This window comes from Streptomyces sp. NPDC005963, assembly GCF_040638655.1.
GTDB lineage: Bacteria > Actinomycetota > Actinomycetes > Streptomycetales > Streptomycetaceae > Streptomyces.
Genome location: NZ_JBEXVD010000005.1, coordinates 324,425 through 343,674, shown reverse-complemented (window position 1 = coordinate 343,674; position 19,250 = coordinate 324,425). Strand labels below are relative to the sequence as shown.

The 19,250-nt window shown below is 68.0% G+C and carries 15 protein-coding genes and 1 tRNA gene; 5 read left to right on the top strand and 11 right to left on the bottom strand.

Annotation, left to right across the window (positions count from 1 at the left end; all coding sequences use genetic code 11):
- Positions 1-81: 81 nt before the first annotated feature.
- The 3 genes from hrpA (at position 82) to ABZ348_RS11110 (ending at position 5,350) form a co-directional block, all read left to right on the top strand.
- The gene (hrpA, locus tag ABZ348_RS11120) at positions 82-4,002 is read left to right on the top strand and encodes an ATP-dependent RNA helicase HrpA (RefSeq protein WP_358931563.1); all 3,921 of its coding nucleotides are present in this window, start codon (positions 82-84) and stop codon (positions 4,000-4,002) included.
- A 94-nt stretch (positions 4,003-4,096) separates the two neighbouring features.
- Positions 4,097-4,171: transfer RNA gene (locus ABZ348_RS11115), tRNA-Asp, on the top strand.
- A gap of 744 nt (positions 4,172-4,915) precedes the next feature.
- Entirely contained in the window at positions 4,916-5,350 is a 435-nt protein-coding gene (locus ABZ348_RS11110; RefSeq protein ID WP_358931561.1) for a DUF6274 family protein, read from the top strand.
- 442 nt (positions 5,351-5,792) lie between these two features.
- On the opposite strand, the gene bldC is transcribed toward ABZ348_RS11110, so the two are convergent.
- Together bldC and ABZ348_RS11100 are read right to left on the bottom strand one after the other, a co-directional pair.
- Positions 5,793-5,999: a developmental transcriptional regulator BldC gene (gene bldC / locus ABZ348_RS11105; protein ID WP_003949541.1), complete on the bottom strand. Its 207-nt coding sequence runs from the start codon at positions 5,997-5,999 to the stop codon at positions 5,793-5,795.
- A gap of 478 nt (positions 6,000-6,477) precedes the next feature.
- The gene (locus ABZ348_RS11100) at positions 6,478-7,314 is read right to left on the bottom strand and encodes a hypothetical protein (protein WP_358931559.1); all 837 of its coding nucleotides are present in this window, start codon (positions 7,312-7,314) and stop codon (positions 6,478-6,480) included.
- A gap of 232 nt (positions 7,315-7,546) precedes the next feature.
- On the opposite strand from ABZ348_RS11100, the gene ABZ348_RS11095 reads away from it, so the two are divergent.
- Both ABZ348_RS11095 and ABZ348_RS11090 read left to right on the top strand, forming a co-directional pair.
- Entirely contained in the window at positions 7,547-8,653 is a 1,107-nt protein-coding gene (locus ABZ348_RS11095) for a Glu/Leu/Phe/Val dehydrogenase dimerization domain-containing protein (RefSeq protein ID WP_358931638.1), read from the top strand.
- Between the two features lie 324 nt (positions 8,654-8,977).
- Complete coding sequence (locus ABZ348_RS11090) at positions 8,978-9,232, top strand: DUF3073 domain-containing protein (protein ID WP_329020932.1); 255 nt, start codon at positions 8,978-8,980, stop codon at positions 9,230-9,232.
- Between the two features lie 110 nt (positions 9,233-9,342).
- Here the strand turns inward: ABZ348_RS11090 and purM are convergent, their stop codons facing one another.
- The 9 genes from purM to purS all read right to left on the bottom strand — a co-directional run bounded on the left by purM (position 9,343) and on the right by purS (position 19,140).
- Positions 9,343-10,410, bottom strand: a complete 1,068-nt coding sequence (purM, locus tag ABZ348_RS11085; RefSeq protein ID WP_358931557.1) for a phosphoribosylformylglycinamidine cyclo-ligase — start codon at positions 10,408-10,410, stop codon at positions 9,343-9,345.
- A 128-nt stretch (positions 10,411-10,538) separates the two neighbouring features.
- The gene (purF, locus tag ABZ348_RS11080; RefSeq protein WP_358931555.1) at positions 10,539-12,056 is read right to left on the bottom strand and encodes an amidophosphoribosyltransferase; all 1,518 of its coding nucleotides are present in this window, start codon (positions 12,054-12,056) and stop codon (positions 10,539-10,541) included.
- A 450-nt stretch (positions 12,057-12,506) separates the two neighbouring features.
- Positions 12,507-13,331, bottom strand: a complete 825-nt coding sequence (locus ABZ348_RS11075) for an META domain-containing protein (protein ID WP_358931553.1) — start codon at positions 13,329-13,331, stop codon at positions 12,507-12,509.
- 77 nt (positions 13,332-13,408) lie between these two features.
- Entirely contained in the window at positions 13,409-14,203 is a 795-nt protein-coding gene (locus ABZ348_RS11070; RefSeq protein WP_358931551.1) for a sterol carrier family protein, read from the bottom strand.
- Between the two features lie 10 nt (positions 14,204-14,213).
- Positions 14,214-15,164, bottom strand: a complete 951-nt coding sequence (locus tag ABZ348_RS11065; RefSeq protein WP_358931549.1) for a M23 family metallopeptidase — start codon at positions 15,162-15,164, stop codon at positions 14,214-14,216.
- A gap of 104 nt (positions 15,165-15,268) precedes the next feature.
- A complete protein-coding gene (locus ABZ348_RS11060; protein ID WP_358931547.1) occupies positions 15,269-15,778 on the bottom strand; it encodes a winged helix-turn-helix domain-containing protein in 510 nt (169 codons plus the stop codon).
- A 98-nt stretch (positions 15,779-15,876) separates the two neighbouring features.
- Positions 15,877-18,126 (bottom strand): phosphoribosylformylglycinamidine synthase subunit PurL, encoded by a 2,250-nt coding sequence (gene purL / locus ABZ348_RS11055; RefSeq protein ID WP_358931545.1) that lies wholly within the window; start codon positions 18,124-18,126, stop codon positions 15,877-15,879.
- 91 nt (positions 18,127-18,217) lie between these two features.
- Positions 18,218-18,898, bottom strand: a complete 681-nt coding sequence (gene purQ / locus ABZ348_RS11050; RefSeq protein ID WP_358931543.1) for a phosphoribosylformylglycinamidine synthase subunit PurQ — start codon at positions 18,896-18,898, stop codon at positions 18,218-18,220.
- Positions 18,895-19,140 (bottom strand): phosphoribosylformylglycinamidine synthase subunit PurS, encoded by a 246-nt coding sequence (gene purS / locus ABZ348_RS11045; RefSeq protein WP_009996980.1) that lies wholly within the window; start codon positions 19,138-19,140, stop codon positions 18,895-18,897. Before purS ends, purQ begins: the two co-directional genes overlap by 4 nt.
- Positions 19,141-19,250: the final 110 nt, after the last annotated feature.

Here is a 19,250-nt window from a genome sequence, read left to right as displayed (position 1 = left end):
GCTCACCCACCGCGACGCCACCCGCACACAGGCGAAATGCGTTCGCCACTGCTTTCCCCGGGGTGCGATCCTGGGGGCCGTATGTCTACTTCCTTCGCCGACCTCCAGACACAGCTGGCCGGGGTATCGCTGCGCGACGCCCATCGGCTGGGCCGCCGTCTGGAAGGCGCCCGCCGCATCCGCAAGCCCGAGGCGCGGCAGGCCGTGCTGGACGAGATCGCCGCCGAGGCCGAGCAGGCCGCCGCGCGGCTGACCCGGCGTGCCGCCCGGGTCCCGCAGGTCAGCTACCCCGAACAGCTGCCGGTCAGCCAGAAGAAGGACACGATCCTGGAGGCGATACGGGACCACCAGGTCGTGATCGTCGCGGGTGAGACCGGGTCCGGCAAGACGACCCAGATCCCCAAGATCTGTCTGGAGCTCGGTCGGGGCGTGCGCGGCATGATCGGGCACACCCAGCCGCGCAGACTCGCCGCGCGCACGGTGGCCGAGCGGGTCGCCGACGAGTTGAACACCCCCCTCGGGGAGGCGGTCGGCTGGAAGGTCCGCTTCACCGACCAGGTCGGCGGCGACACCTTCGTGAAGCTGATGACGGACGGCATCCTGCTCGCCGAGATCCAGACGGACCGCGAGCTGCGCGCCTACGACACGATCATCATCGACGAGGCGCACGAGCGGTCGCTCAACATCGACTTCCTGTTGGGCTATCTCGCCCAGCTGCTGCCCAAGCGCCCCGACCTCAAGGTCGTCATCACCTCGGCGACGATCGACCCCGAACGCTTCTCGCGGCACTTCGGCGATGCACCGATCGTCGAGGTCAGCGGGCGTACGTATCCGGTGGAGGTGCGCTACCGCCCGCTGCTGGAGGACGACAGCGAGGAGAGCGACCGCGACCAGATCACGGCGATCTGCGAGGCGGTCGAGGAGCTCCAGGGCGAGGGCAAGGGCGACATCCTGGTCTTCCTGTCCGGCGAGCGCGAGATCCGGGACACGGCGGATGCCCTCGACAAACGGAAGTACCGGTTCACCGAGGTCCTCCCGCTGTACGCGCGCCTCTCGCACGCCGAGCAGCACCGGGTCTTCCAACCGCACACCGGCCGCAGGATCGTTCTGGCGACCAATGTCGCCGAAACCTCGCTGACCGTCCCCGGGATCAAGTACGTCATCGACCCCGGCACCGCCCGGATCTCCCGCTACAGCCATCGCACCAAGGTCCAGCGGCTGCCCATCGAACGGGTCAGCCAGGCCAGCGCCAACCAGCGCAAGGGCCGCTGCGGCCGTACCTCGGACGGCATCTGCATCCGGCTCTACTCAGAGGACGACTTCGAGGCCAGGCCCGAGTTCACGGACGCCGAGATCCTGCGGACGAATCTCGCGTCCGTGATCCTCCAGATGACGGCGGCCGGTCTGGGCGAGATCGAGAAGTTCCCCTTCATCGACCCGCCGGACCACCGCAACATCCGCGACGGCGTGCAGCTGCTCCAGGAACTCGGCGCCTTCGACACCGCCCAGAAGGACCCCCGCAAGCGGCTCACCCCCCTCGGACGCAAGCTCTCCCAACTGCCGGTCGACCCCCGGCTGGCCCGGATGGTCCTCGAAGCCGACACGAACGGCTGTGTGCGCGAGGTCATGGTGATCGCCGCGGCGCTCTCCATCCAGGACCCGCGGGAGCGACCCGCCGACAAGCAGACGCAGGCCGACCAACAGCACGCCCGCTTCAAGGACGAGACGTCCGACTTCCTCGCCTTCCTCAACCTCTGGCGCTACGTCCGCGAACAGCAGAAGGAGCGCGGCTCCTCCAGCTTCCGGCGGATGTGCAAGCAGGAGTATCTGAACTTCCTCCGCATCCGCGAGTGGCAGGACATCTACGCGCAACTGCGCCAGGTGGCCAAGTCCCTGGGCATCCACGTCAACGAGGAGGACGCGCCGGAGACGAGCGTCCACATCTCCTTGCTGTCGGGACTGCTCTCCCACGTCGGGCTCAAGGACACCGACAACAAGAACGAGTACCTCGGGGCGCGCGGCGCGAAGTTCGCCGTCTTCCCCGGATCGGCGCTGTTCAAGAAGCCCCCGCGGCTGGTGATGTCCGCCGAGTTGGTGGAGACCTCCCGGCTCTGGGCCCGCGTCAACGCCAAGATCGAACCGGAGTGGGTCGAGCCGCTCGCCCAGCACCTGATCAAGCGCACGTACAGCGAACCGCACTGGGAGAAGGACCAGGCCGCGGTGATGGCGTACGAGAAGGTCACGCTGTACGGCGTGCCGATCATCGCGCAGCGCAAGGTCAACTACGGCCGGATCGACCCCGAGACCTCGCGCGACCTGTTCATCCGCCGCGCTCTGGTCGAGGGTGACTGGCGCACCCACCACAAGTTCTTCGCGGACAACCGCAAGCTGCTCACCGAGGTCGAGGAGCTGGAGCACCGGGCCCGTCGGCGCGACATCCTCGTGGACGACGAGACCCTCTTCGACTTCTACGACCAGCGCGTACCGGCCGACGTGGTGTCGGGGGCGCACTTCGACTCGTGGTGGAAGAAGAAGCGCCACGACGAACCCGACTTCCTCGACTTCGAGCGCGAGATGCTCATCAACGAGAAGGCCGGGGCGGTCACCAAGGACGACTATCCGGACTCCTGGCGGCAGGGGCGGCTGAAGTTCCGGGTGACGTACCAGTTCGAACCGGGCGCGGACGCCGACGGGGTGACCGTGCACGTTCCCCTCCAGGTGCTGAACCAGGTCACCGACGAGGGCTTCGACTGGCAGATCCCCGGATTGCGGACCGAGGTGGTGACGGAGTTGATCCGCTCGCTGCCCAAGCCGATCCGCCGCCACTACGTGCCGGCGCCGGACTACGCGGCGAAGTTCCTCCAGCGGGCCGTCCCACTCCAGGAACCGCTGCCCCTCACACTGGCGCGCGAGCTCAAGGCCATGGTGGGCGTCCCGGTGACCGCGGACGACTTCGACTGGTCCAGGGTCCCCGACCACCTGAAGATCACGTTCCGGATCGTTGACGAGCGGCGCCGCAAACTCGCCGAGGACAAGGACCTCGCCGCGCTCCAGCTCAAGCTGAGACCCAGGGCACGGCAGGCGCTCTCCCAAGCCGCCGCCGCGAGCGCCGGACCGTCGGGCGAGTCCATCGAGCGGACCGGACTGACGGACTGGACCATCGGCACGCTCAGCAAGGTCTTCGAGACCCGCAGGGCCGGCCAGCCGGTCAAGGCGTATCCGGCGCTCGTGGACGCGGGCGACACCGTCTCCGTACGGCTCTTCGACACCGAGGCCGAACAGCGGCAGGCGATGTGGCGGGGCACCCGGAAGCTCATCCTGCTCAACATCCAGGTCAATCCGGCGAAGTTCGCATCGGACAAGCTGAGCAATCAGCAGAAGCTGGCCCTCTCGGGTAATCCGCACGGGTCGATACAGGCGCTCTTCGACGACTGTGCGACGGCGGCGGCCGACAAGCTGATCGCGGACCACGGCGGACCCGCGTGGGACGAGGAGTCCTACCGGAAGCTGTACGACAAGGTCCGTGCGGACCTGGTGGACACGACGGTACGGACCGTGGGGCAGGTCCAGCAGATCCTGGCGGCCTGGCAGGCGTGCGAACGGCGGTTGAAGTCGACCACCAGCCCGACGCTGCTGCGCAACGTCCAGGACGTGCGGGGGCAGTTGGGCGCGTTGATGCCGGCGGGCTTCGTCACCCGGACCGGGCTGCGGCGACTGCCCGACCTGATGCGCTATCTCCTGGCGGTCGACCGCAGGCTCCAGCAGATGCCGACCTCCGTCCAACGGGACACCACGCGGATGGAGAAGGTCCAGGAGATGCAGGACGAGTACGCCTGGCTGCTGGAGCAGATGCCCCAGGGGCGGCCGGTGCCCCAGGAGGTCCTGGACGTCCGGTGGATGCTGGAGGAGCTTCGGGTGAGCTACTTCGCCCATGCGTTGGGCACGGCGTATCCGGTCTCCGACAAGCGGATCGTGAAGGCGATCGACGCCCTGGCGCCGTGACGGGCCTGTCACCCACAGCGAGTTCGACCACCGGGGTCGGCCTGCTGTAGAGTCTCTTATCGCAGCCCAGCGCAACAATCGGACTGCGAAGCCTGGTCCTGTGGAGCAGTTTGGAGTGCTCGCCACCCTGTCAAGGTGGAGGCCGCGGGTTCAAATCCCGTCAGGACCGCACAGCTGGACGATCGAGGCCCGTACCTTTCGAGGTGCGGGCCTTCTTCTTGTCTCGGATCGCCTCCGGTTGTCCTCCGGTTGTCCCCGCGGTCGTCTCCGATTGCCCTCCGATCGCTTCCGGCTACCCTCCCCGCCTTCCAGTCGCCTCTGGTTGTCTCCAGTCGTCTCTGGTTGCCTCCGGGCCGTCGCAGCACGCCCGTTGGGGTCCGCCACGCCCTTCTCCGGGAATTCCTGCCGTACATCGGAGCCCGGTATCCGCGGCGCGGGCCACGGTGGCCCTCACCTCGCCCGCCAGGGCGAGGACGACGAACCGGGCAAAGGGTGCGGCAGTTCGCGGGCGCACCCGCCGGGACGGTCTCCGACGCTCGAACACAGGCCGGCAGTCACGCCGTACCGACACCCGACACGAGGCTCTCACAAAGCGGCATTCCAGACTTTTCAGACCCGATCGCTGGCCGTCGCCCCTCGCCCGGAGGGCTCGAAGGGAAGCGCCGAGGATGCCCAAGAATGGCTGAGACTCACACTCCACGAACGCGCCCAGAATCGCCGAACCCGGCCTCATCACGACCGTCGGGCCAGCACGATCTCGCATCGACTCGCCCAAGACTCGGCACTTTGCCCCCAATGCCCCCTCTGACCTCAGAGCAGTACACCCCGCCCCGCGCATCGTCTTGACGGGTCCCTCCCCCGCGGGTACCCACTCTTTAGGGGCAGGGCTCAAACGGACGCGGAGGTGGCGCGCATGGCGGCGTCCACAGCGAGGCGGCACGAGACCAGGGCACTACTGCGGGCGCATCTCGCCGCGGCATCCGGCTACCGACACCTCACCCGACACTGCCCGATCTGCCATCGCCTCCATCGGCTCGCCATGGAGCCCGAGGGCCCATCTGACGTCCCACCAGGGCCGGGAACGACACTTCACCCCCAGACGGCGCCGACGCCGGGGGCGGCCTCCACGGCGGACGACGGGCCACAGTCGGTGAGCACGACGAAATCCGGGGCCGTACCGCCGTTGGAAGGCCCGTCAGGGGCACCTGACGCCCTCCCCGCGGCACGAGCCGCCACCGAACCAGCCGTCGCCACCAGCCCTCTCATGGGATCCGACGAGGAGCGGGGGCAGCCGGGGCCGGCCACGAATTCCGCAGCTGCGACCGCCGAGGCGCTCTCAAGGCGCTAGGAGCCGACTCAAGCCGGGGTCGAAGGTCCTCTCGGTGAGTGACTTCAGCCCGAAGAATCCGCTTCGTGAAAGTGACACGCTGGATGTTGGCAAGGGTTGCACGGTGTGACGGGTGTCACCGTATAGGTTTTTGGAACCTCGACACTTAGCCCCTACACCTAATCGACCAATTTAATATGTGCAATTGCACTACCCCTGGAATACCTCCCCCAACTTCCGTGCGCCCCTCCCCGAGCTCCGGAACGACGACCGCTGGAGCGCCACCGCCATCATCCGCAACACCAGTCCCGACAGCACCGCGGAAAAGAAAAATCGCGCTGGACTCGGCGGAGTCCAGCGCGATCGACGACAGAGGTCTGTTGGGGCAGACGCCCGTCAAATGGAGCTATGGGTGGGCCTTACCGGGATGGGGGTCCCAGCGGTGCCCGAACAACGAGGTTGGTTAGGCCTCGCTGCGCTGCTGCGGAATGCCCGCGAGCAGAGCACGTACCTCTGCTTCGCGGTAACGGCGATGCCCGCCGAGCGTACGAATCGACGTGAGCTTGCCTGCCTTCGCCCAGCGGGTGACCGTCTTAGGGTCCACGCGGAACATCGTGGCAACCTCAGCCGGGGTCAACAGCGGCTCGGCATCAGGGGTGCGAGCGGTCATGAGCGGCCTCCTCGGAGAACCGAACCTTCTCGGTTCATTCCTCTAAATTCTGCACCTTGACCCACGTTGCCCGAAATGGCAGACGCAGGCCGAGTCGGTTATAGGACGAACGGCTTGTCCTCGGCACTACAACTACACCATCTGTCCAGCCACGTCGGCCAAACCGACGGAATTGCCCTCTGAGGTGTTCATCAGTGGCTGAACGACGATGGACCATGCCATAGCGGACAGTCACATGACGGTAACGATCAGTCACACCGCAATCAGGAGCCACCAGACCCCCCATAGAGCGCAATGCCGAGCATTCCACCCTTACTTGGGCGGAAGGAACCCTCCCCGGACTCCTTGTCCTATTTTGACACGAGGGTGGGCGATCGACGCAAGAGCCCAGTTAGTGCAGTCCGTCACGCTTGAGGCAAAGGCCCGGATCGGGACCAAGGGCCCTTCAACAACGGAACTCAATCATCCACACGATCGCTCAATTGGCGAACCGGAGGTCCCGTACGGCCCGCCAGCGGTCTGCCAGACGGGCATATGCCAGCTGCGCCGCCTCGCCGTCATCGGCCCGCAGAGCGGCGATCCCGGCCGCCACGTCGGCCGCCGAGTGATCGTCCGCGAGGGTGGGTCCCAGCGCGTGCACCAGGCCCCCGTAGTCCAGCTCGACCAGGGAACGCGGATGGAACTCCTCCAGCCACTTCCCCACGTCGACGAGCCCCTCCGCCAACCCGCCCGAGTCCTCGGACTCCCGCAGCGCCTTCAGGGCCCGGGCGATCCGCCGACGCGCCTGGGCCATCGGCGTGCGGTACCGGAGCACCGCCGCACCGGTCCCTGCCGGCTCGTACTCCCGCTCGTCGTCCCCGAACAGCACGAACCAGCGCACCGGAACCTGCCAGACGGCCGTCCTGATCCACGGCCGGGCATCCGGGTTCCGCTTCCGCCACCGCTCCCAGTCGGCGGCGGCTTGTCCCCGTACTACAGGCGGCAGCACCGCATCGAGCAAAGTGGCCGGAAATCGCTCGGTCAGTTCTTCGAGTGCGAGCCAGCCACGGAGCCTGGTCCGCCAAGGGCAGACGCACACCACCCCGTCGACGACTGCGACGAACGCGTCCCCGCTCTCATGCACCGGCACCGGTACCGGTGGAGTGGGCACCAAATCGGCGAGCGACCGCCTCAGTTCGTCCTGCACGGTCGGGGAGTCAGCGCGACGCGCATATCGCTCCCAGTGCTCCCGTTCCGGCACCGGAAAGGCCGCCAGCGGCTCATAGACCCGCAGATAGGAGGTGTAAGGAACGAGAACCGAGGACACGGCTGGCATGTCGTGAATCCTTCCACGCGGACACCCGGCACTACCCCTCTCGGGGTGATACTCAAGCACTGCTGGAGAACTACGCGCGCGTAGGACTTACCCTCATCCCCAGCTGGTAACTTGCCCGCTCTCCCCCTGCCACAAGCGACAGGGAGAGCCGGGAAAGCCCCCGCCCGCCGCCTCATATCTGGGAGTCACCACCGTGACCGATCTGCCCGGCGTCCCCGTCAGCGATTCCGCCCTGCCCGACGCGCCCCTCGTGCCCGATGCGAACCACGCATCCGGCGTGCTCCACACCCTGTTCCGATCGGACCAGGGGGGCCACGAGCAAGTCGTGCTGTGCCAGGACCGCGCTTCCGGCCTGAAGGCCGTCATCGCCATCCACTCCACCGCCCTCGGCCCGGCCCTCGGCGGCACCCGCTTCTATCCGTACGCCTCCGAGGAGGAGGCCGTCACGGACGCGCTGAACCTCGCCCGCGGGATGTCCTACAAGAACGCCATGGCCGGACTCGACCACGGCGGCGGCAAGGCCGTCATCATCGGGGACCCCGAGACGCTCAAGAGCGACGAGCTGCTGCTCGCCTACGGCCGGTTCGTCGACTCGCTCGGCGGACGGTACGTGACCGCCTGTGACGTGGGCACCTACGTGGCGGACATGGACGTCGTCGCCCGCGCCACCCGCTGGGCCACCGGCCGCTCGCCTGAGAACGGGGGCGCCGGGGACTCCTCCGTACTCACCGCGTTCGGGGTCTTCCAGGGCATGCGGGCATCCGCCCGCCACCTCTGGGGAACCGACTCGCTCCAAGGCCGCCGCGTCGGCATCGCGGGCGTCGGGAAGGTCGGCCACCACCTGGTGGAGCATCTGATCCAGGACGGCGCGCAAGTCGTGATCACCGATGTCCGCCCTGAGTCGGTGCGACGCATCCTGGACCGTCATCCGCAGGTCACCGCCGTTGCGGACACGGCCGCACTGATCCGTACCGAGGGGTTGGACGTGTACGCGCCCTGTGCCCTCGGAGGTGCGCTCAGCGACGCGACCGTCCCGGTGCTCACCGCCAAGGTGGTCTGCGGCGCCGCCAACAACCAACTCGACCACCCGGGCGTCGAGAAGGACCTCGCCGACCGCGGCATCCTGTACGCGCCCGATTACGTCGTGAACGCCGGTGGTGTCATCCAGGTCGCGGACGAGCTGCACGGTTTCGACTTCGACCGCTGCAAGGCGAAGGCTGCAAGGATCTACGACACCACCCTAGAAATCTTCGCACGCGCAAACGAAGACGGTATTCCGCCAGCAGCGGCGGCGGACCGGATCGCCGAGCAGCGCATGGCGGAGGCCCGTCAGGGCTGAGGACGAAGCCCGTCCGCGCGCCCCCGGGCTCGACCCCTGCGGCGTTCGGTACGGGCCCCGACCCGCCGTTTCGGGAGACAAGACTCACCCCGGACGGCGGGTCGGCCGCCAAGAAGAGGTTAATATCGCAGTTGACCAGCGAGGACGGGGCTCCTCGCGGGTTCTGTGAAGTGGCACGTCATGCGGGCGGCGTACCGTATGGCCGCGGAAGCAGGTACCGTTGAAGCCCTACGGGCCGGTCTCTCCAAGGAGAGTCCGTTCCGAATCATGAACGCGTGTCAAGACTCTGGGGCCGTCGAGCCCCGTCACCGAGGGGGTCGAGCCATGGGGCGCGGCCGGGCCAAGGCCAAGCAGACAAAGGTCGCCCGCCAGCTGAAGTACAACAGCGGCGGGACTGACCTGTCGCGTCTGGCCAGCGAGCTGGGCGCTTCGACTTCGAGCCAACCTCCGAACGGCGAGCCGTTCGAGGATGACGACGAGGAAGACGACCCGTACGCACAGTACGCGGATTTGTACAACGACGACGATGACGAGGACGATGAGTCCGGTCCGTCGTCGCAGCACCGCCGCGGCGCTTGACGTTGCAGTGATCACCGACCCGGTCCGGCTCACCCGGACCGGGTTCCGTGCTGTTCAGCGCGGACGTCGGGCCCACCGTGTGCATGGAATCGTCGCCCGGTCCGGCTCGTTCACACTGCGTAGTCGCCCGTGAGCGCGGCGCCCACGGTGTGATCGCCGCGCTCGACGATCTCGCCCGCAACCCAGGCGTCCACTCCTCGGTCCGCGAAGAGTTCCATCGCCACGTCCGCCGACTGCTCGGGGACCACAGCGATCATGCCGACGCCCATGTTGAGCGTCTTCTCCAACTCCAGGCGTTCGACCTTTCCTGCCTTGCCCACGAGGTCGAAGACCGGCCCCGGGGTCCAGGTCGAACGGTCGACGATCGCGTGCAGACCGTCCGGGACGACCCGCGCCAGGTTGTTGGCGAGGCCACCGCCCGTGACATGGCTGAAGGCGTGGACCTCGGCCGTCCTCGCGAGCGCCAGACAGTCCAGGGAGTAGATCTTGGTGGGTTCGAGCAGTTCCTCGCCCAGGGTCCGTCCCAGCTCCTCGACGTGCTGCTCCAGGCCCATGCCGGCGCGGTCGAAGAGCACGTGGCGAACCAGCGAGTATCCGTTGGAGTGGAGTCCTGACGAGGCCATGGCGATGACCACGTCTCCGCTGCGGATGCGATCGGGGCCCAGCAGCAGATCCGCCTCGACCACTCCCGTACCGGCGCCGGCGACGTCGAAGTCGTCTTCGCCGAGGAGGCCGGGGTGCTCGGCGGTCTCGCCGCCGATGAGGGCGCAACCGGCCAGGACACAACCCTCGGCGATGCCCTTGACGATGGCGGCGACCCGCTCGGGGTGCACCTTGCCGACACAGATGTAGTCGGTCATGAACAGCGGCTCGGCACCGCAGACGACCAGGTCGTCGACGACCATGCCGACGAGGTCGTGGCCGATCGTGTCGTACACGCCCAGCCGGCGTGCAAGATCCACCTTGGTGCCGACGCCGTCGGTGGCGGTGGCGAGGAGGGGACGCTCGTAGCGCTTCAGCGCGGAGGCGTCGAAGAGTCCGGCAAAGCCGCCGAGACCGCCGAGGACCTCCGGGCGGCGGGTCTTCTTGACCCACTCCTTCATCAGTTCGACGGCGAGGTCGCCCGCCTCGATGTCGACGCCCGCACTTGCGTAGCTGGCTCCTGTGTTCTCTGTCATGACAAAGAGAGCTTTCGTGTCGTTGCTGCCGAGAGCGGGTTCGGTGGCCCCGAGAGGGCTCTCACCGCCGTGCGCGGAGGAGTCTCTCGGGGAAGGGAAATGACCTGCGTGGTGATCACGGCGATTGCCTAGGGGCGACGGAGCGCGTCGGCAGCGTCCGCACCGCCCGCCAACTCGGTCTCAAGGAGCTGCTTGCCCAGCAGTTCCGGATCGGGCAGGTCCATCGGGTACTCGCCGTCGAAGCAGGCGCGGCAGAGGTTCGGCTTGGCGATGGTGGTCGCCTCGATCATGCCGTCGATGGAGATGTACGACAGGGAGTCCGCGCCCAGCGAGGCGCCGATCTCCTCGATCGTCATTCCGTTGGCGATCAGTTCCGCACGGGTGGCGAAGTCGATGCCGAAGAAGCAGGGCCACTTCACCGGCGGGGACGAGATCCGGATGTGGACCTCGGCGGCTCCGGCTTCGCGCAACATCTTGACCAGGGCCCGCTGGGTGTTACCGCGGACGATGGAGTCGTCGACGACGACCAGGCGCTTGCCCCTGATGACTTCCTTCAGGGGGTTGAGCTTCAGTCGGATGCCCAGCTGGCGGATGGTCTGGGACGGCTGGATGAAGGTCCGGCCGACATAGGCGTTCTTGACGAGGCCCGAGCCATAGGGGATGCCGCTCGCTTCCGCGTAACCGATCGCGGCGGGGGTGCCGGATTCCGGCGTCGCTATGACCAGATCTGCATCTGCGGGCGCCTCTTTGGCCAGTTTCCGTCCCATCTCCACGCGGGAGAGATAGACGTTGCGCCCCGCGATGTCGGTGTCGGGACGGGCCAGATAGACGTACTCGAAGACACAGCCCTTGGGCTTCGCTTCTGCGAATCTTGAGGTGCGGACGCCGTTCTCATCGATGGCGATCAGCTCGCCGGGCTCGATCTCGCGGACGTAGGTCGCACCGCAGATGTCGAGGGCTGCGGACTCGCTGGCCACGACCCAACCACGGTCGAGGCGTCCGAGGACCAGCGGGCGGATGCCCTGCGGGTCACGGGCCGCGTACAGGGTGCTCTCGTTCATGAAGACGAGCGAGAACGCGCCCTGAACCGACGGGAGCACCTTGCTGGCGGCTTCCTCGATCGTCAGCGGCTTGCCGTCGTCGTCGGTCTGGCCGGCGAGCAGCGCAGTGACGAGATCGGTGTCGTTGGTGGCTGCGACCTGGGTGGCGCGACCGTCCTTACGGGGCAGATCGGCGACCATTTCGGCGAGCTGGGCGGTGTTCACCAGATTGCCGTTGTGGCCGAGCGCGATCGAGCCGTGGGCGGTGGCGCGGAAGGTCGGCTGGGCGTTCTCCCAGACGGAGGCGCCGGTGGTGGAGTATCGGGCGTGGCCCACAGCGATGTGGCCGCGCAGCGATCCTAGGGAAGTCTCGTCGAAAACCTGGGAGACCAGGCCCATGTCCTTGAAGACGAGGATCTGGGAGCCGTTGCTGACCGCGATTCCCGCGGATTCCTGGCCCCGATGCTGGAGGGCGTAGAGCCCGAAGTAAGTGAGCTTGGCGACCTCTTCACCCGGGGCCCAGACACCGAAGACGCCACATGCGTCTTGGGGGCCTTTCTCGCCGGGGAGTAGATCGTGATTGAGTCGACCGTCACCACGTGGCACGGCACCGAGTGTAGGCGAGATCGACCACTGGTCCGAATTGGGGAGGGGGTCAAGGCTCTGGGTGACGGTGTGGTCACCGGGTGCCGGAGCTCTCGCAGATCACTCGGGCAGGCTTCGAAGGCGCGGGGGGCGAAGCGGTGCCGACAGGCTGCGGAGCGGTGGATTCCTGCTCCTGGAGGGCGGATCGCGCTCGACGGGACGGATGCGAGCGGACCGCATCGGCCCCGCCGGACGGGCGGGACACGAGTGCCGGGGGCCGCTTTCGACGGCCCGCAACCCGACCGGGCGGTGAGCAAGGTCACCGCCCGCGGGCCGGGTGGGGAGCGGAGGAGGGCCCGTGAGCCGGGTGACCCGGAGGACGACCCGGTCCTCGCTCCCCTCGGACGGTCGGACGGTCGGACGGTCGGGCAGGCGGGCAGGCGGGCGGTCGGGCGGTCGGGCGGTCGGACCTCAGTTCGTGCTCTTCACGGCGGAGAAGCCCGTGCCCTCTGGCCCGTTGAGGAAGAGTCCACGCTGATGGATCTCGTACGTCGCCTGCCCCGCCAGGGCCTTGAGGAGATGGGCCTCCACCTGGCCCGACGTACCCGCGCACATCTTCCGGGTGCTGGAGATGGACCCGAAGGCCAGCTGGGTCCCGCTGACCTTGACGGTGGCGTTGAAGTCGTTGCAGCCGAGGTTGCCGCTGACGGTGCCGTCCTTGGCGAAGGTGAGGTGGGCGTTCTTGTCGGTACCGGCGGGCAGGGATTCGACGATGTCCTGCCGCTGGAGGGAGTTCACCGTCCACTTGGTGCCGACGAGCGGGGCGGGCGGTTCGGAGACGAGTCCGATGGTGTCGCCCTTCTCATTGGTGAGGGTGAGCTTCTTGTCCACCAGTTCGGCCTTGAGGCGCCCGGCGAAAGCTTCCCTCAGGGAGTTTTCGAAGTCCTGGATCGGCTTCTCACATCCCATTTCGGTCATGTCGGCGGATCCGACCGTGAGGGTGTCGCCGTCCAGAGCGGCCTTGGCCCCGAACTGGTTGCACCCGAAGTTGCCCTGGGCGCGGTCCTTGGTGGTCACCTCGACATAGGCGTCGGCCGGGGACGTGGTCCTCTTGCCGTCGACCGTGAGCGTGTCGACGGTCCAGAACACTCCGGTGAGGGGCACATCGGCCACGGCCGGTTTCCCGCCGGCGGGGGCGCCGGCTCCGGAGTCCGCCTTGGACCCCGAATCCGAACCGCACGCGGCCAGCGCGAGAAGGGCCAGAACGGTGACGGGAACGCTCAGCTGATTACGCATGCCCTTGGGACGGGCCGCCCCCGGGTCCGGTTCCCCTTCGTCGCCCGCTCGCCGTGGCTGGCACCGAGTGCCGTGGATCAGCCCAGCAGCGGAAGGAAGGCGGCGAGATCGGCCCGCTCCCCGCTGGCGCTGACCTGGGCTGCGTCGCGGGCTTCGGCCCACGTCGTACGGCCGGTGGCGAGTCGGGCCCAGGTGAGCGGATCGGTCTCGACGACGTTGGGCGGGGTGCCGCGGGTGTGACGGGGACCTTCCACGCACTGCACCACGGCGTACGGCGGCACCCTCACCTCCACCGATCCGCCCGGGGCCTTCCGTGCGAGCACATCGGCGAGCAGCCGGGTGCAGGCGGCGAGTGCCTGGCGCTCGTGGGGGATGCGCAGCCCGAGTGCGTCGTTGAGGTCGTCGGTGCGGACGGTGAGTTCGACGGTACGGGTGACGAGGAAATCACCGAGTCTCATCGCGCCCGACGGCAGGGCCAGCAGCCGATCGGGCGAAACGCCGTCGAGTGCGCGGGCGAGGCGATCGGCGGTGCGGGCGTACAACGCTCCGAGGTCGGGCTCGGCGGCTGCGAACGATCGGGCCGTCCCGTCGAGCAGGAGGCGTAGGGGTGCGGTGTCAGCCGGCCAGTCCACCAGGGCCAACTCGACCCGGGGCGGCGCCGGCAGGTCGAGAGAGCGGAGGATCCCATCGGCCGTCAGGGCCGTGTCCGCCGCCAGTTCCCGTACGGTCCGCTCGCCGACTCGGGTGGGACGGGCCAACTGCTCCGCGGTGAGTGTCGATACCGCCTGCCCGATGTGGGCGAACTGGGCGAGGACGGCAGCGCGGATCTTGGTGTCGTCGTAGGCGCGGGCGCGCTTTCTGGCCGGTGGCATGGGAGCGAGACTAGTCAGTGACCGTGAACTTCAGTTCGCGGCCATCCCCGCTCGACCGGGCTTCTCCCTGGACGTCCTCGGCGCCGGTGCGCGCGGTGAAGGACTCGTTGTTGGCCGGGATGCCGATGCCCCGCCAGCGGAACGGAATGCCGCGGGCGATATCTGGATCGGGGTCGTCCATGAGCTGGAAGTGGACGTGCGGTTCGGTGGAGTTGCCGGAGTTTCCACAACGGGCGATCTCCTGCCCGGCACGGACCCGTTCGCCCTCCCGCACGCTGATGGAGCCGCGCTGGACATGGGCGTAGAGGGCGTACGTACCGTCCCCGAGGTCGAGCACCACGCTGTTGCCGATGATGCGCGAGGGGCCGAACACGTCCCGGAAGAATGCTTCGATCAACATCAGATAGACCAGCATGGGCAGCGAGGTCCGGCTGTGGTGGTCGCGCTGACGGTCGCGGGCGACCACCACCGTGGCGTCGGCAACGGCGAGCAGTGGGGCGCCGAAGGCGGGGAAGTCGGTGTTCTTGCGCAGGAACGGCCAGAACCAACTGAATCCCGGACGGACCCCCGACCCGGTGTTTCCGGAGTTGCCAGACTTACGGGTGCTCTCGGTGCTCTCGGTGCTCTCGGCGACGATGTCGATGGCGTACGTCTGGCCGTAGGCGTGCGTCCCATGGCTGGGCACCTTGTCCGCCGGGCTGTTGAGCGCCAGCCAGCGGCCGGTCACCGGCGCCGCCACCTCGACCGTGGGGGGACGCTCCGCCGCCGTGTGCCCCGTCCGGGCCGTACGGTTCAGCACCATCACCACGGCGGTCGCCAGTGCGGCGGGCGGAAAGACCCACGCCCAGTGGAAGGGGTCGAACACCACGCTGACCAGCAGGAGTGCGACGAACGCCAACCAGGCCGTCCGATAGGTGGCGAGCAGGAGTTTTCGTCGGGCTGCGTCCGGTCGAGCTGGCATGGGCTACTCCCCCAGGGGTCGTCGGCGATCGAGTCGGCTGCGGTCAAGGCTGAGCCGGGCTGCGGTCAGGGCTGGGCCGGGGACTGCGGTCAGGCTCGCTGCGGTCAGGGCTGGGCTGCGGTCAGCGCGACCAGCAGCGGAACCACCCGTACCGGAGGCACTTCATAGCGGCCCCTGCCCGCGGTGTGCAGCCACCCGGCGGCGGTCAACTGGCGCAGGTGGTGGTAGATCTGGCCGGTGGTGCCGAGCCCTGCCAGTTCGGTGAGCTCGGCCGCCTTACGACGGCCGCCGAGGATCTCGCGCAGCAGTCTCAGTCGCACCGGATGTCCCAGCGCGGCGAAGGAGTCGGCGGCCCGGTTCCAATCCTGTTCCCACAAGGACTCAGTGAGGGTGCCGTACTGCCACTCGACCCGCTCTTCGGTCGGCAGTCGCACGGAGCCCGTGAACATCACACCGCCCGCGCCGGCTCCCGCCTCCGCGAGCCGGTCCTTAAACCCCTCCAGCGCCCAGAGGTCCCCTTGGCCACCGGCCCGTATGGGCTCGTCCTGGCCGTCTCGCTCCTCCAGCGCGGCGAGCCTGCGCTCCAACTCGGCGACCCGCTCCTCTAGCCCCATGAGATGAATATACGTAATTACGTAATCTCGCGCAACGGGGAACGAAGGGAGCCCCTGCCCGGCGGATGCCGGACAGGGGCCCGATGACTGCGCGTACGTCAGACCAGCAGCGCGGGAATCGTCTCCTCGTGGGCCGTCCGCAACTCGCCCAGCGAGAGGGTGAACTGGCCCTGGACCTCGATCTCGTCCCCGTCGACCACACCGATGCGGGTGGCGGGCAGGCCCCGCGCACCGCACATGTCGGTGAAGCGGAGTTCCTCGCTGCGGGGCACCGAGACGACCGCGCGCCCCGCCGACTCGCTGAACAGGAAGGTGAACGCGTCGAGACCGTCCGGGACGACCAGCCGGGCGCCCTTGCCACCACGGAGACAGGACTCCACGACCGCCTGGACGAGACCGCCGTCGGAGAGGTCGTGCGCCGCGTCGATCATGCCGTCGCGGGAAGCAGAGATCAGGATCTCCCCGAGCAGCTTCTCGCGCTCCAGGTCCACGGCCGGGGGCAGCCCGCCCAGGTGGTCGTGCACCACCTGGGACCAGGCGGAGCCGCCGAGCTCCTCCTTGGTGTCGCCGAGGAGGTAGAGCAACTGCCCCTCTTCGGCGAAGGCGATCGGCGTACGACGGTTCACGTCGTCGATCACCCCGAGGACCGCGACGACGGGCGTCGGGTGGATGGCGGTCTCACCGGTCTGGTTGTAGAGCGACACATTGCCGCCGGTGACCGGGGTGCCCAGCACCAGACAACCGTCCGCGAGACCGCGCGTGGCCTCGGCGAACTGCCACATCACGCCCGGGTCCTCCGGCGAACCGAAGTTCAGGCAGTCGGAGATCGCCAGCGGAGTGGCGCCCGATGCGGCGACGTTGCGGTACGACTCCGCCAGCGCCAACTGGGCCCCGGTGTAGGGGTCGAGCTTGGTGTAGCGACCGTTGCCGTCGGTCGCCAGGGCCACGCCGAGGTTCGACTCCTCGTCGATGCGGACCATGCCCGCGTCCTCGGGCTGGGCGAGGACCGTATTGCCCTGGACGAACCGGTCGTACTGGTCGGTGATCCACGCCTTCGACGCCTGGTTCGGCGACGAGACCAGCTTCAGGACCTGCTCGCGCAACTCCGCCGCGTCCTGGGGGCGGGGCAGCTTGCCCGCGTCATCGGCCTGGAGGGCGTCCTGCCACTCGGGGCGGGCGTAGGGACGCTCGTACACCGGGCCCTCGTGGGCGACCGTGCGCGGCGGGACGTCCACGATCTGCTCGCCGTGCCAGAAGATCTCCAGCCGCTCGCCCTCGGTGACCTCACCGATGACGGTGGCGATGACGTCCCACTTCTCGCAGATCTCCAAGAAGCGCTCGACCTTGTCGGGCTCGACGATCGCGCACATGCGTTCCTGCGACTCGCTCATGAGGATTTCCTCGGGCGAGAGGGTCGCGTCCCGCAGGGGAACCGTGTCCAACTCGACGCGCATACCGCCCGAGCCGGCGCTCGCCAGCTCGCTGGTCGCACAGGAGAGCCCGGCACCGCCGAGGTCCTGGATGCCCGCGACGAGCTTCTCCTTGAAGATCTCCAAGGTGCACTCGATCAGCAGCTTCTCCTGGAACGGGTCACCGACCTGGACGGCGGGGCGCTTGGCCGGGCCGGTCGCGTCGAAGGTCTCCGACGCAAGGACCGAGACTCCGCCGATGCCGTCACCGCCGGTGCGCGCACCGTACAGAATGACCTTGTTGCCGGGGCCCGATGCCTGCGCGAGATGGATGTCCTCGTGCTTCATCACACCGATGCAACCGGCGTTGACCAGGGGGTTTCCCTGGTAGCAGGGGTCGAAGACGACCTCGCCGCCGATGTTGGGCAGACCCAGGCAGTTGCCGTAGCCACCGATGCCGGCGACGACACCGGGCAGCACCCGCTTGGTGTCGGGGTGGTCCGCCGCACCGAAGCGCAGCGGGTCCACCACCGCGATTGGGCGGGCACCCATGGCGAGGATGTCGCGCACGATGCCGCCGACACCGGTGGCGGCGCCCTGGTACGGCTCGATGTACGAGGGGTGGTTGTGCGACTCGACCTTGAAGGTCACCGCATACCCCTGGCCGACGTCGACGACGCCCGCGTTCTCCCCGATGCCGACGAGCAGCGCGTCGTTCTCGGGCGCCTTCTCACCGAACTGCTTCAGATGCACCTTGCTCGACTTGTACGAGCAGTGCTCCGACCACATCACCGAGTACATCGCCAGTTCGGCACCGGTGGGACGGCGACCGAGGATCTCCCGGATCCGCGCGTACTCGTCCGCCTTGAGGCCGAGCTCGGCCCAGGGCTGCTCGGTCTCGGGGGTGCCCGAAGCGTGCTTCACGGTATCGAGGGTCATGCTGAGCCCCTTCCCTTCGCGTCTCCGCACGCAGGGCACAGAGGTACGGCATTGATCATCGGCAGCCGTCGGACGGCCGCGCGCAGCTGGCTCATGCGGCGACCAGCCTCTTGAGGATCGAGGTGAAGAAGGCCAGCCCGTCGGTGCGGCCGGTGCCGATCAGGGGCTCGACGGCGTGCTCCGGGTGCGGCATCAGACCGACGACGTTGCCCTCGGCATTGGTGATGCCCGCGATGTCGCGGAGCGAGCCGTTGGGGTTGCCGCCCAGATAGCGGAAGGCGACCCGGCCTTCGGCCTCCAGCTCATCCAGCACCCGCTCGTCGGCGACATAACGGCCGTCGATGTTCTTCAGGGGTACGGAGATCTCCTGGCCCTGCTCGTAGTCGCCGGTCCAGGCGGTCGTGGCGTTCTCCACCCGCAACCGCTGGTCACGGCAGATGAAGTGCAGATGGTTGTTGCGCAGCATCGCACCGGGCAACAGGTGCGACTCGGTGAGGATCTGGAAGCCGTTGCAGATGCCGAGAACCGGCAGCCCTGCCCTGGCCTGGTCGATGATCGTCTCCATCACCGGCGAGAACCGGGAAATGGCCCCGGCGCGCAGATAGTCGCCGTAGGAGAAACCTCCGGCGAGGACGACCGCGTCGACCTGCTTGATGTCCTTGTCACGGTGCCAGAGGGAGACCGGCTCCGCGCCCGCGAGGCGAACCGCCCGCAGACTGTCCCGGTCGTCCAGCGTGCCGGGAAAAGTGACGACTCCAATACGAGCAGTCACGACTCCACCTTGACGATGAAGTCCTCGATGACGGTGTTGGCGAGGAACGTTTCGGCCATCTCATGGATGCGGGCGAGGGCGGCTTCGTCGACCGGCCCCTCCACCTCCAGCTCAAAGCGCTTTCCCTGACGGACGTCCGCGATTCCATCGAACCCGAGGCGAGGTAGTGCACGCTGCACCGCCTGTCCCTGCGGGTCGAGGATCTCGGGCTTGAGCATGACGTCGACTACGACGCGTGCCACGGGCACTCCCGGATTGATGTGTTGCGAGGGCGGTTCCCTCAGCGTACCCGGCCCAAGAATCTACTCGCGTAGATATCTGGAGAAATCCGACACCCACCAGGCGGAACGAC

Excerpts from the sequence above, each read along its gene's own strand:
- purM (WP_358931557.1), bottom strand. The coding sequence starts at position 10,410 with ATGACAGAGAACACAGGAGCCAGCTACGCAAGTGCGGGCGTCGACATC.
- hrpA (WP_358931563.1), top strand. The coding sequence starts at position 82 with ATGTCTACTTCCTTCGCCGACCTCCAGACACAGCTGGCCGGGGTATCG.
- ABZ348_RS11100 (WP_358931559.1), bottom strand. The coding sequence starts at position 7,314 with ATGCCAGCCGTGTCCTCGGTTCTCGTTCCTTACACCTCCTATCTGCGG.
- ABZ348_RS11070 (WP_358931551.1), bottom strand. The coding sequence starts at position 14,203 with ATGCCACCGGCCAGAAAGCGCGCCCGCGCCTACGACGACACCAAGATC.
- ABZ348_RS11110 (WP_358931561.1), top strand. The coding sequence starts at position 4,916 with ATGGCGGCGTCCACAGCGAGGCGGCACGAGACCAGGGCACTACTGCGG.
- bldC (WP_003949541.1), bottom strand. The coding sequence starts at position 5,999 with ATGACCGCTCGCACCCCTGATGCCGAGCCGCTGTTGACCCCGGCTGAG.
- ABZ348_RS11075 (WP_358931553.1), bottom strand. The coding sequence starts at position 13,331 with ATGCGTAATCAGCTGAGCGTTCCCGTCACCGTTCTGGCCCTTCTCGCG.
- ABZ348_RS11065 (WP_358931549.1), bottom strand. The coding sequence starts at position 15,164 with ATGCCAGCTCGACCGGACGCAGCCCGACGAAAACTCCTGCTCGCCACC.
- purL (WP_358931545.1), bottom strand. The coding sequence starts at position 18,126 with ATGACCCTCGATACCGTGAAGCACGCTTCGGGCACCCCCGAGACCGAG.
- ABZ348_RS11090 (WP_329020932.1), top strand. The coding sequence starts at position 8,978 with ATGGGGCGCGGCCGGGCCAAGGCCAAGCAGACAAAGGTCGCCCGCCAG.
- ABZ348_RS11060 (WP_358931547.1), bottom strand. The coding sequence starts at position 15,778 with ATGGGGCTAGAGGAGCGGGTCGCCGAGTTGGAGCGCAGGCTCGCCGCG.